A 13,702-nucleotide genomic window follows, 5' to 3' on the forward strand; every position below is an offset into this window, starting at 1 on the left:
GTGGCCGCGGGGCCGGTCCGGGCGGCGGCGAGGCCGGCGCCCACGCCGCGGGCGACGCTGGCGCTCACCGAGAAGGACAGCGGCCGCACCGTCACCGTCCACGCCGGCACCCGCATCGCCGTCCACCTCTCCGGCGGCGGGGTCTGGTCCGCGCCCGCCAGCTCCGACGCCAAGGTCGTCACCCGGACGGCCGCCGGCCGCAGCTCGAACGGCGACGCCCACGGCCGCTTCCGCGCCACCGGCACCGGCAGGGCCGACCTCACCGCGAGCGACGCCCCCCGCTGCGCACCGATGTGCAAGGTGCTGACCCGGCTCTGGATCGTCCACATCGTGGTCGTCCCCTAGCAGCTCCCCCCACCCGGCACCGGACCGGCGCGGCGGCACCAACCCCGCCCGCCGGCCGGTGCTCCGGGCCTGCGTCCGCCCCGGGCGCGCAGTACGGGAGCCACCTCATCCGTTAGCACCTTGTGGCGCGTGTACCAGACATGTCGATCAGCGCAGCCGTCGCAGGCATGAGCACCGGGACCGCCGAGGCCGTCTTCGAGGCAGTGTTCACCGACGCCTATCACCGCGTGGTGGGACTGGTCGCCGCCGTCACCGGCGACGAGGGGCTGGCCGAGGACGCCGCCCAGGAGGCCTTCGCCCGCGCCTACCAGCGCTGGAGCCGGGTGGGCCGGCTCGACCGCCCCGACCTGTGGGTGGCCCGGGTGGCCAGCCGCATCGCCATCGACCAGTGGCGCAGGCGGCGGCGGGAGACGGCCCTGGACGGCGCCGACCGGGTCACCATCCCCGACGACGTCCAGCGCCTCTGGGTGCAGTGGCAGCTGGAGCGGCTCTCGCCGATGCAGCGGGCGTCGATCCTCCTGCACTGCTGGGAGGGACGGCCGGTGGCCGAGGTGGCCACCCTGCTCGGCCGTTCGCAGGCCACCGTGCGCACCCATCTGCTGATGGGGCGCCGCCGCTTCCGCGGGTTCGTGCACGAGGAGGAGTCGCGATGACCGGGCCCGACCTCGACCGCGACCTCGAGGCGATCGGACGGCGGCTGTCGCCGCGCCTCGGCCAGGCCCACGACCGGGTGGTCGGCATCGCCACCGCCCCGGCCGGCGCCCGGGCCCGCCGTCCCCGGCCGGCCCGGGCGCCGAGCCGCCTCGGCGGGGCGATGCTCACCCTCGCCGTCACCGCCGCCTTCGGCACCCTGCTCGCGGTGGGGGTCGCGACCCGCCCCGACCCCGCCGGCACCCCGGTGACCCGGGGGCCCTCGGTCGCGATGGCCACCACCACCCCGGGCGTCCCCGCCACCATCTCCTCCACCGCGGGCGAGGCCACGCCGCCAGCCGCTGTGGTTCTTCCGGTCGCCACCGCACCCGCGGTCGTCGGGGGGGCGCCCACCCGGCCCGGCCCGGCGGCGACCGCGCCCCCGGTTCCCGCCGGCGACACCGCGCTGGCCGCGCCGGCGCCCACCACCCAGCCGGCTCCGCCCCAGCCCACCACGGCGGCCACCGCGACCCCGGCTCCGACGGCCGCGCCGTCCGGCACCCCGGCGCCGGCGCCCACCGCGCCCGCGACCGCCAGCCCGACCGCGCCATCGAGGATCTCCGCGAGCCCGACGGCGCCGGCGCACGCGCGGGTGGTGCTCACCCAGAGGGACAGCGGCCGGACCATCACCGTCCACCAGGGCGACACCGTCGAGGTCGATCTCGCCGCTCCTCAGGACACCTCGCACTGGACGGTCCCATCCAGCACCGACGAGACGGTCGTCAAGCACAGCTCGGGCAGCGCCAGGAGCGACGGCAGCGCGACCGCGGTGTTCATCACCACCGGCAGGAACGGCAGCGCGAGCATTCAGGCCAGCCGGGTGCCCGCCTGCGCCACCGCCACCCCCCGCTGCCTGCCCCCGCAGCGGATCGACTTCACGGTCACGATCGTCGTCGCCTGACCCGGCGGCCCCGGCCCGGCCACCTCACCGAGCGGCGCAGGGCGTTGGAGCGATACCGCGCCCTGGGTTGACGCGGGTATCTATGCGATCACCAAACCCGATACCCGGGCTGTGACGATGTCCCGGGACCCACCCCCGCGATCGGTGGTTCCGGGTACGGGCTGGGCATCGGCGAGGGCTGGCTGGGCTCCGGGGTGGGGTCCGGGATGGGCTCGGGGATGGGACGCGGCTCGGGGATGGGAGGCGAGGTGGCCACCTCCAGCAGATCGGTCAGGACGCTGTCGGGACGGCGATGCATGGTGTGTCTCCTCGCCCCGGCACCAGGGCCGGGTCCGGTCATGATGACACCTCTTGTATCAGACCATCACCCATGCACGGTACATATCGAGCCCGGACGTGTCCCGTCCGCGATGTTTTGCGATTTCCGAACTCTTACGGCCGTCTTACCCATCCCGGCGGTATCCTGGGAAGCGTCGTACCGAACTGCGTGTCGTCAATGAGGGACCATGCTCCTGGATATCGCGACGAGGCAGCCGTCGGCTCCCTCGACCCCGTCGCTCTTCACCAACCATGGCCTGGTGCTCCTGTACATCGCCGCCCAGCCCGGGGCGCGTGAGCGGGACATCGCAGCCGTCGTGGGGATCACCGAGCGCTCCGCCCAGCGGATCGTCGGCGACCTCGTCAACTCCGGGTTCATCGCCAGGCGGCGGAGTGGCCGGCGGAACGTGTACGAGGTCCACCTCGACGCGCCGCTGTCCGATCCCGTCTGGACCGGCCTGCGGGTCCGCGACCTGCTCGACCTCGTCGCCGCCTCCCAGCAGGAGCGGCGCCCAGCCTGACGCCCCGTGGGGGGATCGGCCGTCACCGGCAGGCGGTGATGGCCGCCGGGGGATCCGGGAATCCGGCGCGGGTGCGCCGTGGATGGGGGTCCACGGCGCGCCGCGCGCGGTCACGAGCCGGCGCCGCGGGTTGACGATGCCCGGCCGATCGAAGACCGGCGGAGATGGCCGGCTGTTCTCACCCGGGCAACTCGCAACCGTGTCAGATCACCCGGGCATCTCCGATGGCGCCCCTGCCCTGGCGAACGCGCAGGTAGGCCGGTGCACACAAAGAAGGGGGCGGAGCCGCGGTGCGGCTCCGCCCCCTGTGGAGAGGGTTCCTAGATGACCGCGACGCGCTCGCGGCGACGGGCGCTGGCGGCGACGATGCCGAGGCCGCCCGCCAGCAGGGCGAAGCCGCCGATGCCGAGCGAGATGCCGGTGAAGGGGGTGGGAGCGCTGCTGTCGGAGGCGCTGGGAAGCGCGCCGGTGGTGGGCTGCTGGGCGCCGGTCGAGGTCGCGCCGCCGTTGCCCGCGGGGTTGGAGCCGGTGGTCACCGCGGCGGGGCCGCCGGTGGCGGTCAGAGCGCCGGCCGCCTGGCCGGTGCCGCCGAGCAGGTTCTCGATGGTGCTGACCGCGGCGCCGCCGGACGCGCCGGAGGAGAGGACGTTGATGGTGCCGACGCCGGGAATGGTGATCGGCAGGCCGCCGCTGTTGCCGTGGGTGACGAGCAGCTGCTGGCCGTTCAGCGACGCCACGTAGGCGGTCTGGGTGCCGTCGGCGGCGACGTCGGAGTGGAGGAGGATGAGGGCCACGCCGCCGTTCAGCAGCGAGAGGTTCACGCCGTTGTTGGCCGCATCACCGTGGGCCGAGCTGCCACCGAAGGCGGCGTTGCTCAGCGACTCGAGGACGGCGACGGTCGCGATCTGGCCGTTGGCCAGGGAGAGGTCGGTGAGAGCGCTGCGCGAGTGGGCGTCGGAGGCGTTGCTGCCCGCCCTGCCGGAGTTCATCCAGTCGGCGATGGCGAGGCCGAGGAGGCCGTTGGCGGGAAGGGCGATCAGGCTGCCGCTGTTGGCGCCGGTGCCGCTGATCTGGCCCGCGGAGAGGTCGTTGCCGAGCACGCGCAGGGCGTGGGCGCCGGCCTCGGCCGACGACGAGCCCGCGGAGGCGCTGGTGCAGCTCACGCAGGTGTCGATGATGCCGAGGCTCAGGCCGTTGGCGGCCGCGTTGCTCGACGGGGTGGTGGCGGAGGAGCCGCCGAGCGCGGGCACCACCGACCTGACGCCGAGGGTCCCGAGCACGCCGTCGACGGTGCTGGTGACGGTGCTCAGCGGCGAGGTGAGCGAGCCCAGGCCGAGGCCGTTGACCAGCGGCAGCTGCGGCAGCTGCAGGCCCGGGACCTGGACGGGAAGGGCGGCAGCCGACGCGGAGCCGATGCCGCCGCCAAGTCCGATTGCCCCGGCGATGGCCAGCGGAGCCGCGGTGGTGAGTGCACGCCTGACGTTCATGTGATGGTCCCCAACCCTCTTCAGATGTCCGGATGCTTGAGAGGCTGAGCGGCTGAGAGGTTTGGCCGCTTTGATCCGTTCGAAGGGTGAACGACGGGGACGCACGGGTTCTTGTGGTGGGTGGACACTGGATAAAGGAGGCCGGGGAGCCGTAGCATCGCAGCAGTCCTCCCACACCGTCCCAGCACACGTCGCCGCAGGAGCCGCACCATGGCACTCGTCAGCGTCACCCAGGCCGCAGCCATCCTCGGGGTCAGCGATGACGCCGTTCGCAGCCGGGTCGAACGGGGTGAGCTGCTCTCGGCGCGCGACGAGGTCGGCTGCCTGCTCGTCCAGCTGCCCGACGACTACGCCGACGCCCGCCCGGTGGTGCACTCGCCGCGTGCGCAGGTGGAGCCACAACCCTCGTTCGTGATCGAGACCGTCCACCTGCGCAACATGCTCGAGGAGCGCGAGGCGCGGGTCGCCGACCTCGAGGCGGCGCTGCAGTCGCTCACCGCCGAGCTGTCCCACCACCGCGACTCGAGCGGCCGCTCGTCGGAGCGCGAGCGCGAGCTGATCCGCGCGGTGCAGCAGGGTCAGGCGCTGCACGCGCAGGCGCTGGGGCTGCCGGTGCGCACCGTCGAGGGCCGCCTCGCCATGGCCGCTCCCGCCCCCCCGGAGGACGGGGAGGCGGGGCGCGGCGCTCCCGCGCCCGCGTCGCCACCGTGGTGGCGCCGGCGGCGCGGCCGGCAGATCCGCTCGGTCAGGGCTTGAGGCAGATCACCAGCACGCACACGGGCGGCAGGGTCGGCAGGGGGAGGGGAAGGGGCAGCGGGGGCACCTGAACCGTCACCGTTCCGCCGCCGGCGGCCGGGGCCGGGGTGGCCACGGTCGGGGCCGCGGTGGGCGTCGCCAGCGACACCGCGGGGAGGGTCGGCACCGACACCACGCCGGCTGCGGAGGGACTCGCCGAGGGCGAGCTCTCGGGGGCGGTGGTCAGCGGCCAGGTGGTGCCCCCGATGGCGATGTGACCGCCGGCGACCGGCGGCGGTGTCGCGGTGACGTTGCCGTGCACCACCAGGGCGCCGCCGGACTGGCTGCGCCCGACCACCGAGCTCGCGGAGCCGCCCTGGGCGGCCGGGTCGCCGCTCACCGGCGATGCCGGAGCGGTCGCGAGGCTGCCGGCACCGTTGCCGCTCGCGGACTCGAGCAGCGTCGAGGGCTGCTGCGGGTCGCTCGCGAGGGAGGCGTGGTCGCCGAACGCGGCGAGGGCGATGAGTGCGCTGCTCGCGCCCGCGATCGCGCCCGCGGCCACGACCGCGATGAACCTCCGTCCCATCACCCAGTCTCCTCCGCCCCGCGACACCAGATCGGTCCGGCGGAGGCGGCGCACCTCCCCGACCCGCCGAACCCTACCCCCGCCGCGACCGCACCGGGCGCACGCGGACGGGTCGTGACCCCGGCGTGAGAAACGCCACCGGGATGGCGGCGACCGTCACCGGCCGCCCTGCTGGTCGCGGCGCCGGGCGGTGCGCCCGGACAGGTACTGGGGGGGCCAGGGGTGGGCGGCGTGGCCGAGGTCGATGGCCGCGTTCAGCGTCCAGTAGGGGTCGACGAGGTGGGGGCGGGCCAGGGCGACCAGGTCGGCCCGGCCGGCGAGGAGGATGGTGTTGGCGTCGTCGACGCTGGCGATCCCGCCGACCGCCATCGTGGGGATGCCCACCTCGTGACGGATGCGGTCGCTGAACGGCGTCTGCCAGAGCCGGCCGTGGCGGGGACGCTCGGACGGGTCGACCTGCCCGGTGGAGACGTCGACGAGGTCGACGCCGCGGTCGCGCAGCGCGGCGGCGAGCTCGACGGCGTCGTCCCCGTCGAAGCCTCCGTCGACCCAGTCGGTGGCGGAGATGCGCACCGACAGCGGCCGCTCGGCGGGCCAGACCGCCCGCACCGCCTCGACCACCTCGAGGGGGAACCGCCGCCGCCCCGCCGCCGAGCCCCCGTAGCCGTCCTGGCGCCGGTTGGTGACCGGGGAGAGGAAGCTGGAGAGCAGGTAGCCGTGGGCGCAGTGGAGCTCGAGCAGGTCGAACCCCGCCGCCTCGCCGCGGCGCGCCGCCGCGACGAACTCGGCGAGGACCTCGTCGATGTCGGCGCGGGTCATCTCCCGGGGCAGCGGGCTGTGGGGCAGGTAGGGCAGCGGCGACGGCGCGACCGGCTCCCAGCCGCCCTCCTCGAGGGGCTCGTCCTGGCCCTCCCAGGCCACCCGGGTCGAGCCCTTGCGCCCCGAGTGCCCGAGCTGGAGCCCGATGCGGGCCCGGCTGTGGCCATGGACGAAGTCGACGATGCGCGCCCAGGCCCGCTCCTGCACCGCGTTCCACATGCCGGTGCAGCCGGGGGTGATCCGCCCCTGCGGCGACACGCAGGTCATCTCCGTCATCACCAGCCCGGCGCCGCCGACGGCGCGGGCGCCGAGGTGGACGAGGTGCCAGTCGTCCGGAACCCCGTCGACGGCGCAGTACTGGGCCATCGGCGACACCACGACCCGGTTCTCCAGCCGCATCCCGCGGAGCTCGAGGGGATAGAAGAGCGGCGGCGTGGCCGGGTCGGCGGGGCGGAGGTGCTCCGGGGTGCTGCGCCACAGCCAGTCGGTGGTGCCGCGCACGAAGCCGGCGTCACGCAGCCGCAGGTTGTCGTGGGTGACGCGCTGCGAGCGGGTCATCATCTGGAAGGCGAAGGGCTCGGGGTCGAGGCCGGCGTAGCGGGCGATGCCCTCGAACCACTCCCGGCTGGTGTGCGCCGCCCGCTGGGTGCTCGCCACCGCCGGGCGCCGCTCCGTCTCGTAGGCGGCGAGTGCCGCCTCGAGGTCGGGGTGGCTGGTGAGCGCGGCCGCCAGCGCGATGGCGTCCTCCATCGCCAGCTTGGTACCGGAGCCGATCGAGAAGTGGGCGGTGTGGGCGGCGTCACCGAGCAGCACCGCGTTGCCGTCGTGCCAGCGGCGGTTGGCGACGGTGACGAACTCGAGCCAGCGCGAGTTGTTGCCCAGCACCGGGTGGCCGGCGAGCTGCTCGGCGAACACCGACTCGGCGAACCGCAGCGCCCCCGGGTCGCTGTCGCCGGGGCGGAGCAGGCCGCCGTCGTGCATCCCCAGGCCGGCCCGCTCCCAGGTGGCGCGGTCGGTCTCGACGATGAACGACGACATCCCCTCGGCGTAGGGGTAGGCGTGGGCCTGCACCATCCCCCACTCGGTCTCGGCGACCACGAAGGTGAAGCGCTCCAGGGGCAGCGGCGTCCCCAGCCAGATGTACTTCGACAGCCCGGTCTCGACCGAGGGGCCGAGCGCCGCGGCGCGCCGCCGGCGCACCAGGCTGCCGGCGCCGTCGGCACCCACCACCAGGTCGTGGGCGGCGCAGAGCCCGTCGAGGTCGTCCACCTCGGTGCGGTACCGCACCTCGACGCCGAGCTCGACCGCCCGCGCGGCGAGGATGGCGAGCAGCCGGCGCCGGGCGATGGCGGCGAAGCCGTGGCCGCCGGAGCGCACGATCCGGTCGCGGTACACGATGTCGATGTCCGGCCACGAGCGGAACTCCGCCTCGATCCTGCCAAGGCTGACCGGATCGGCGGAGCGGATGTTGGCCAGGGTCTCGTCGGAGAAGACGACGCCGAACCCGAAGGCGTCGTCGGGCAGGTTGCGCTCGAGCACGGTGACCCGGTGCCGCGGCTCGCTCAGCCGCGCGAGGATGCCGAGCAGCAGCCCGCCCGGGCCCCCGCCGACGACGGCGATGTCCATCAGCCGGCCGGGTCGGGGACCACTGCGGTGGCCACCACCTCGACCTTCGCGCCGGGCTCGACCAGCTCGGTGACGCCGAGCAGGGCCATCGCCGGGAAGTGGCGGCCGAAGTGGCGCCGGTACACCGGGCCGAGCTCGCGGCGGGAGCGGCGGTACTCGTCCATCGCGGTGGTGAACAGCTGCAGCGAGACGGCGTGCTCGGGCTCGGCGCCGGCGGCACGCAGGGCGGTGACCACGTTCGCCAGGGCGACGTCGAGCTGCTCGGCGAGGCTCTCCCCCACCACCGCGCCGTGGCCGTCCACGGCGATCTGGCCGGCGATCCAGACGGTGCGGCCGGGCGCCGCCGCGACCGCGTGCGAGAAGCCGACCGCGGGGGCCATCCCCGGGGGATCGACCAGCCGGTGGGGCGTCATGGGGGCCACTGTACCCCCGGCCGGGCGGCTCGGCGTTCGCCGCGGTCAGGCGGCCCGGTCCACCTCGGGGCCACCGGCGGGCGGGCGCAGCCGGAAGCGCTGCAGCTTGCCGGTGGCGGTGCGGGGCAGGGCGTCGACGAACTCCACCGCCCGGGGGTGCTTGTAGGGGGCGATCAGCCGCTTCACGAAGGCCTGCAGCTCGGACGCGGTCGCCGCGGTGCGGGGGACGCCCTCGCGGAGCACCACGTGGGCCTTCACGATGCTGCCGCGGTCGGCGTCGGGGACACCCACCACCGCCGCCTCGAGCACGTCGGGGTGGCGCAGCAGCGCCTCCTCCACCTCGGGGCCGGCGATGTTGTATCCGGAGGAGATGATCATGTCGTCGGCGCGGGCCTGGAACCAGAAGTAGCCGTCGGCGTCGCGGATGTAGGCGTCGCCGGTGATGTTCCACCCGTCCTGGACGTAGACCCGCTGGCGATCGTCGTCGAGGTAGCGGCAGCCGGTGGGCCCCCGCACCGCCAGCCGGCCGACGCAGCCGTCGGGCACCGGGGCGCCGTCGGCGTCGACCACCCGCGCCTCGTATCCGGGGACCGCCCGGCCGGTGGCGCCGGGACGGATGTCGTCGTCGGCCGCGGAGATGAAGATGTGCAGCATCTCGGTGGAGCCGATGCCGTCGATGATCCGGAGCCCGGTGGCCTCGCGCCACGCCTCCCACACCGCGCCCGGCAGCGGCTCCCCCGCGGAGACGCAGCGGCGCAGCGAGGCGAGGCCGGCGAGGGGCAGCCGCAGCATCGCCCGGTAGGCGGTGGGGGCGGTGAAGCAGACGGTGGCGCGGTGGCGCTCGACGGCGGCGGCGAGCAGCTCCGGCGTCGCCCGCTCCAGCAGCAGGCTCGCCGCCCCGGCGCGCATCGGGAACACCACCATCCCGCCCAGCCCGTAGGTGAAGGCCAGCGGCGGGCTGCTGACGAAGAGGTCGTCCGCGGTGGGCCTCACCACGTGCCGCGAGAACGTGTCGGCGATGGCCAGAACGTCACGGTGGGCGTGCATGCAGCCCTTGGGCCGCCCGGTGGTGCCCGAGGTGAACGCGATCAGGCAGACGTCGTCGGCGGCGGTCGGCACCGCGGCGAACCGCTCCGGCCGGCCGGCGCTGAGCCGCACCAGGTCGCCGGCGTCGGTGCCGCCGCAGGGCACCACCGTCAGGCCCGCGGGTGCGGCCAGCTCGAGCTCCTCGAGGAGGCGGGCGTCGCAGAGCGCCAGCACCGGCCGGGCCAGCTCGATGACGGTGGCCAGCTCGCCGGCGCGGAGCAGCGGCATGGTGCTCACCGCCACCGCCCCCACCTTCATCACCGCGAGCCAGCAGGCCACCAGCCAGGGGGTGTTGGCCCCACGGAGCAGCACCCGGTTGCCGGGCACCACCCCCAGCTCGCCGGCGAGCACATGGGCGATGGCGTCGGTGCGGGCGCGCAGCTCGGCGTAGCTCCAGGTCTCGGTGTCGGTGACCAGACAGCGGCGCTCGCCGCCGAGGCGCGCGATGGTGCCGTCGAGCAGCTCCGCTCCGCAGTTGAGCACCTCCGGGCCGCGCAGCTCGGGGAGGTCGAGCAGGAGCGCCGGCCACTGCTCGCGCGGAGGCAGCCGGTCGGCGGTGAAGCGGTCGATGTGTGCGGAGCCCACGACGCCATTGTCGGGAGCGGGAACGAGGCCCGCGTCCCCGAGACACCACTGTCACACCCGCCGCCGGCCGGCCTCGTGGTAGCGGTCCCAGAGCGGGCCCCCGTCCTCGTCCGCCACCGACGCGACCGGCACCGCCGCGACCTCGACCTCGGCCTCCGCCTCGACCTCCTCGGGGCGCCGCGGGGCCACCCGCACCTCGACCAGGGCGGCCTCGTCGCCGGCGATCGCGGTCACCACCGCCGGGGTCTCGTGGAGGCGCGGCAGCCGGCGGGTGTAGGCGCCGTGGACCCCGCCGCCGCGCACCAGGATCACCCCGGTGTCGTCGGCCGAGCTCACCACCACGGTGCCGTCGCGGCCGCACTCGCAGAGGTCCTCGAGGATGCCCTCGAGGTTGACCATGCGCGCCCGCAGCCCGCTGAACAGGGTGGGGGCGGAGAGCAGGTCGACGACCGCGCGAGCGGTCTCGGCCTCGAGCCCGACGACGTCGAGGAGGGCACGGCCGCGGGCGACGCCGCGGCCGAGCAGGCGCACCGCGTCGGGGCCGGTGGCGCTCTCCTCGCCCTCGAGGCGGGCGGCCGCCACCACCCCGTCGACGAGCACGAGGACGCCGAGGACGGCACCGTCCTCGATCCGCACGTAGCCGGTGAAGGCGCTCCACCCCAGGGTCTCGAGAAGCCGGGAGAGGTCGACGAAATGCCCGCTCAGGCGGCGGTGGAGGGGCGTGCCCGCGGGCAGGGGATGGCCGGCGGACCGGGGCGGCTCCGGCGGCGCCGCCGGTGCCCGACCGCGCTCGAAGCGGGGCGCCACCGCGCCCGCCAGGGTGACCGCGAGGAGCGCCGGCGCCGGGCGGGTGGGCCGCCCCAGCAGCCCGGTGCCGGCGCCGCCGCGGAGGAGGAGCAGCGCCGCCGCGATCCCCCCGGCCACCGCCGCGCCCGCGGTCATCGGGTCGGGGTGCAGCGCCGCGGCGGCGGCGAGCAGGGCCAGCCCCACGACGGCGCGGGGGAGCAGCCGGAGCAGCTCGGCGCGGCGCTGGGCGGGAGCGCCGGGGGTGGCCACGGCGGAGATCGCCGAGCCGGCGACGGCGCCGAGGGCGGAGAGCGCGAGCACTGCGGCGACGGTGCCGGCGAGGTCGCCGCCCGGGGCCTCGACGAGCGCCGCCAGCGCGGCGAGCAGGACGATCGAGAGCGCCCTCCCCAGCACCGTGGTCGGCACCGAGGCGGCCTCGCCGGCGCGCAGCGCCCCGCCGTCGAAGACGGCCGCCCCGAGGGCGGCGGTGACGCCGATCGCAGCCAGCAGCGGGGGGCCGGTCACCGAGCCGGCCAGCATGCCGGTGCCCCCGGCCACGACCAGCCCGGCCGCGAAGCCGCAGAGGCTGAGAAGCTCGAGCGCCCAGAGCCAGGAGCGCAGCCCGGCGAGCCGGCTGCCCGCGGACGCCCGCCGCCCCGGGTCGGCGGTGAGGACGGCGCCGCCGAGCAGCAGCAGGCCCGCCAGGGGCACGCCGAGGCCGAGCAGGAGCAGCCGGCCGCCGCGCTCGACCGGCCCGGGCGGGCCGCCGGCACCGGGGCCGGTGGCCGGGGCCGCGGCGGGACGCGGGGAGGCCACGGTGAAGCGGTAGTCGCCGGTCTCGTGATCGCCGTCGGCGACGGTCACCGACCAGCGCAGCAGCCAGGCGCCGGCGGGGAGCGCGGGGGGCTGCACCGCCAGGGTGCCGCCCGAGACCGTCGCCGGCCAGGGGGTGGGATGCGCGTCCGGTCCCACCAGGGCGGCCGAGCTGCGGGCCGGGTCGAGGGCCTCGGCGAAGCTCAGGACGATGCGGCCGGGCGGCGCCGGCGCCGAGGTGCCCGAGGGCGGGGTGGCGGTGACCAGGTGGACGTGGGCGGCGGCGGACACGGGGACGAGGGCGAGCCCGCAGGCGGCCACGGGGACCAGCCACCTGCGCCGCATCCGGTCCCTCCCCCGCTCCTGCCGGTGTCTTTGACACTCTATGTCACCCCCGGACACCCCGCAAGGCCGGCGACCGCGCCCGCCGGGTTCTCGCCGTCTCCCGACTCAACTCAGGGGCAGGGTGGCGCCGGGGCGAGCGGGCCGGTGCCCTCCACGGACACGCGCAGCCGGGCGTCGAGGGGGGGCTGGAACCGGCGGTGGCCGGGGGCGAGCACCTCGACGCGGATCTCGTGGTCACCGGTCGCGGCCACGACGCCGAGCGGTGACCGCGGGGTCTCCAGCACCTGCCGGCCGTCGAGGAACACCGTGAGCAGGTCGCCGGCGCCGGGAACGGAGGCCGGCGAGCCGTCGGGCATGCGCCCGCAGACGGTCACCGTGACCGGGCTGGTGAGCGGCCGCGCCGGGGGCACCGCGACCGCGAGGGTGTAGCCCGGGGGCGCCGGCAGGGTGGGGCTGAGCGCGAGCGCGGCGACGGTGCCGCCCAGCCCCAGCGCCGCCGCGATCGCCAGCACCCCGCGGCCGCGGCGCGAGATCGCGAGGGCGAGGGCGCCGCCGTACATCACCGCGGCGGCGAGCCAGGGCGCCCAGGCGGGCAGCGCCGAGGGCGCGATGACGTGACCGGATGGCGGCTGCACGATGGCGGGGTATTTTGCCGGGCATGGCTCGCCGGCGGCGGCCGCGACTGGTGGAGCGCCGCCAGGTCGGCGCCGCACCGGCCACGGCCCCTTCCCACCCGCCCCGGCCACCGCCGCCTCGACCCCCGCGGCGGTGACGGGAACGTCATCGCGGCGTCGTCGAGGTGCGATCGACCTCTCAGGGACCTGCAAGAAACTGCCGCGACAGTCGTTCCCACGTCGATCGGACGGAGGAGATGCGGGTGATGTCGTCAGGCGGCCGGAGGCGCAGGGTGATCGCCGGCGCCCTCGCATCCGCGTGCATGGTCGCCGGGGCGCTCACCCAGGTGGCGAGCGCCCACGGCAGCGGAGCGGCGGTGCCCCGGACGGCCACCGCCCCGGCCGCGGTGCCGGCGGTGCTGCCCGCGGTCGCCGCCCGCGACTGCGGCCCGGTCACCACCACCCCGCCGCCGCCCCCGACCTCGCTCCCCGGCCACGTCGAGACCCTCTCGGTGGGCGGCCACACCGTCTACGTCGACGTGCCCGGAGCCTACCCGGCGCTCCCCGCCACCCGGTTCCCGGTCGTCTATTTCCTGCACGGCTCGCCGGGCGCGGCGGCGGACTGGCTGGGCGCGGGCTCGAGCCTGCCGAGCATTCTCGACAACCTCTATCTCCACGGCCAGCTGATGCCGGTGATCGCCGTCTTCCCCGACGGCCAGGGGGTCGTCGAGGACGACTCGTGGTGGGGCGACACCGCCATCGGCGACAGCGTCGAGAGCTGGCTGACCGGTCAGCTGGTGCCCGCGGTCGACACCCGCTACCGCACCATGGGCGCGGGCCACCGGGGCATCGCCGGGCTCAGCGCCGGCGGCTTCGGCGCGGTGAACATCTCCATCCACCATCCCGGCATGTTCAGCTGGACGGCGAGCTACTCGGGAGTGTTCACCGCCCCCGCCGACCTCTTCGGTGCCGCCGCCGCCGCCAACAGCCCGGAGATCACCGCCGCCGCGCTGCCGGCGACGGCGCGGACCC

General features: G+C 75.9%; 13 protein-coding genes. 6 read left to right on the top strand and 7 right to left on the bottom strand.

Annotated elements, in window-relative coordinates; genetic code table 11:
- The 4 genes from VGL20_05575 to VGL20_05590 all read left to right on the top strand — a co-directional run.
- On the top strand, positions 1 to 345 hold a 345-nt coding region (locus tag VGL20_05575; GenBank protein HEY2703141.1), incomplete at its 5' end, for a hypothetical protein.
- 167 nt (positions 346 to 512) lie between these two features.
- Positions 513 to 998 carry a sigma-70 family RNA polymerase sigma factor gene (locus VGL20_05580; GenBank protein ID HEY2703142.1) on the top strand — a complete coding sequence of 162 codons (486 nt, stop codon included), beginning with the start codon at positions 513 to 515 and terminating at the stop codon, positions 996 to 998.
- Complete coding sequence (locus tag VGL20_05585; protein ID HEY2703143.1) at positions 995 to 1,936, top strand: hypothetical protein; 942 nt, start codon at positions 995 to 997, stop codon at positions 1,934 to 1,936. Before VGL20_05580 ends, VGL20_05585 begins: the two co-directional genes overlap by 4 nt.
- Positions 1,937 to 2,442: 506 nt before the next feature.
- Complete coding sequence (locus tag VGL20_05590; protein ID HEY2703144.1) at positions 2,443 to 2,775, top strand: helix-turn-helix domain-containing protein; 333 nt, start codon at positions 2,443 to 2,445, stop codon at positions 2,773 to 2,775.
- 320 nt (positions 2,776 to 3,095) lie between these two features.
- Here VGL20_05590 and VGL20_05595 read toward each other — a convergent pair whose 3' ends face one another.
- Positions 3,096 to 4,262: a hypothetical protein gene (locus VGL20_05595; protein HEY2703145.1), complete on the bottom strand. Its 1,167-nt coding sequence runs from the start codon at positions 4,260 to 4,262 to the stop codon at positions 3,096 to 3,098.
- Between the two features lie 210 nt (positions 4,263 to 4,472).
- Here VGL20_05595 and VGL20_05600 point away from each other — a divergent pair, with 210 nt between their 5' ends.
- On the top strand, positions 4,473 to 5,018 hold the full coding sequence (locus tag VGL20_05600) for a hypothetical protein (GenBank protein ID HEY2703146.1): 546 nt from the start codon (positions 4,473 to 4,475) through the stop codon (positions 5,016 to 5,018).
- Here the strand turns inward: VGL20_05600 and VGL20_05605 are convergent.
- The 6 genes from VGL20_05605 to VGL20_05630 form a co-directional block, all read right to left on the bottom strand.
- Entirely contained in the window at positions 5,008 to 5,583 is a 576-nt protein-coding gene (locus tag VGL20_05605; GenBank protein HEY2703147.1) for a hypothetical protein, read from the bottom strand. The two genes, VGL20_05600 and VGL20_05605, sit on opposite strands and share 11 nt — an antisense overlap.
- 156 nt (positions 5,584 to 5,739) lie before the next feature.
- Positions 5,740 to 8,028 (bottom strand): bifunctional salicylyl-CoA 5-hydroxylase/oxidoreductase, encoded by a 2,289-nt coding sequence (locus VGL20_05610; protein HEY2703148.1) that lies wholly within the window; start codon positions 8,026 to 8,028, stop codon positions 5,740 to 5,742.
- The gene (locus VGL20_05615) at positions 8,028 to 8,441 is read right to left on the bottom strand and encodes a RidA family protein (protein ID HEY2703149.1); all 414 of its coding nucleotides are present in this window, start codon (positions 8,439 to 8,441) and stop codon (positions 8,028 to 8,030) included. The genes VGL20_05610 and VGL20_05615 overlap by 1 nt, the downstream gene beginning before the upstream one ends.
- A gap of 45 nt (positions 8,442 to 8,486) precedes the next feature.
- Positions 8,487 to 10,112 carry a benzoate-CoA ligase family protein gene (locus VGL20_05620; GenBank protein ID HEY2703150.1) on the bottom strand — a complete coding sequence of 542 codons (1,626 nt, stop codon included), beginning with the start codon at positions 10,110 to 10,112 and terminating at the stop codon, positions 8,487 to 8,489.
- 51 nt (positions 10,113 to 10,163) lie between these two features.
- Complete coding sequence (locus VGL20_05625; GenBank protein HEY2703151.1) at positions 10,164 to 12,056, bottom strand: copper resistance CopC family protein; 1,893 nt, start codon at positions 12,054 to 12,056, stop codon at positions 10,164 to 10,166.
- Between the two features lie 110 nt (positions 12,057 to 12,166).
- Positions 12,167 to 12,691 (bottom strand): hypothetical protein, encoded by a 525-nt coding sequence (locus tag VGL20_05630; GenBank protein ID HEY2703152.1) that lies wholly within the window; start codon positions 12,689 to 12,691, stop codon positions 12,167 to 12,169.
- 272 nt (positions 12,692 to 12,963) lie between these two features.
- Between VGL20_05630 and VGL20_05635 the strand changes: the two genes are divergently transcribed.
- Positions 12,964 to 13,702: alpha/beta hydrolase-fold protein (locus VGL20_05635; GenBank protein HEY2703153.1), on the top strand; the 739-nt coding region annotated here is incomplete at its 3' end.

It is taken from the genome of Candidatus Dormiibacterota bacterium, assembly GCA_036495095.1.
GTDB lineage: Bacteria > Chloroflexota > Dormibacteria > Aeolococcales > Aeolococcaceae > CF-96.

Excerpts from the sequence above, each read along its gene's own strand:
- VGL20_05580 (HEY2703142.1), top strand. The coding sequence starts at position 513 with ATGAGCACCGGGACCGCCGAGGCCGTCTTCGAGGCAGTGTTCACCGAC.
- VGL20_05585 (HEY2703143.1), top strand. The coding sequence starts at position 995 with ATGACCGGGCCCGACCTCGACCGCGACCTCGAGGCGATCGGACGGCGG.
- VGL20_05590 (HEY2703144.1), top strand. The coding sequence starts at position 2,443 with ATGCTCCTGGATATCGCGACGAGGCAGCCGTCGGCTCCCTCGACCCCG.
- VGL20_05595 (HEY2703145.1), bottom strand. The coding sequence starts at position 4,262 with ATGAACGTCAGGCGTGCACTCACCACCGCGGCTCCGCTGGCCATCGCC.
- VGL20_05600 (HEY2703146.1), top strand. The coding sequence starts at position 4,473 with ATGGCACTCGTCAGCGTCACCCAGGCCGCAGCCATCCTCGGGGTCAGC.
- VGL20_05605 (HEY2703147.1), bottom strand. The coding sequence starts at position 5,583 with ATGGGACGGAGGTTCATCGCGGTCGTGGCCGCGGGCGCGATCGCGGGC.
- VGL20_05610 (HEY2703148.1), bottom strand. The coding sequence starts at position 8,028 with ATGGACATCGCCGTCGTCGGCGGGGGCCCGGGCGGGCTGCTGCTCGGC.
- VGL20_05615 (HEY2703149.1), bottom strand. The coding sequence starts at position 8,441 with ATGACGCCCCACCGGCTGGTCGATCCCCCGGGGATGGCCCCCGCGGTC.
- VGL20_05625 (HEY2703151.1), bottom strand. The coding sequence starts at position 12,056 with ATGCGGCGCAGGTGGCTGGTCCCCGTGGCCGCCTGCGGGCTCGCCCTC.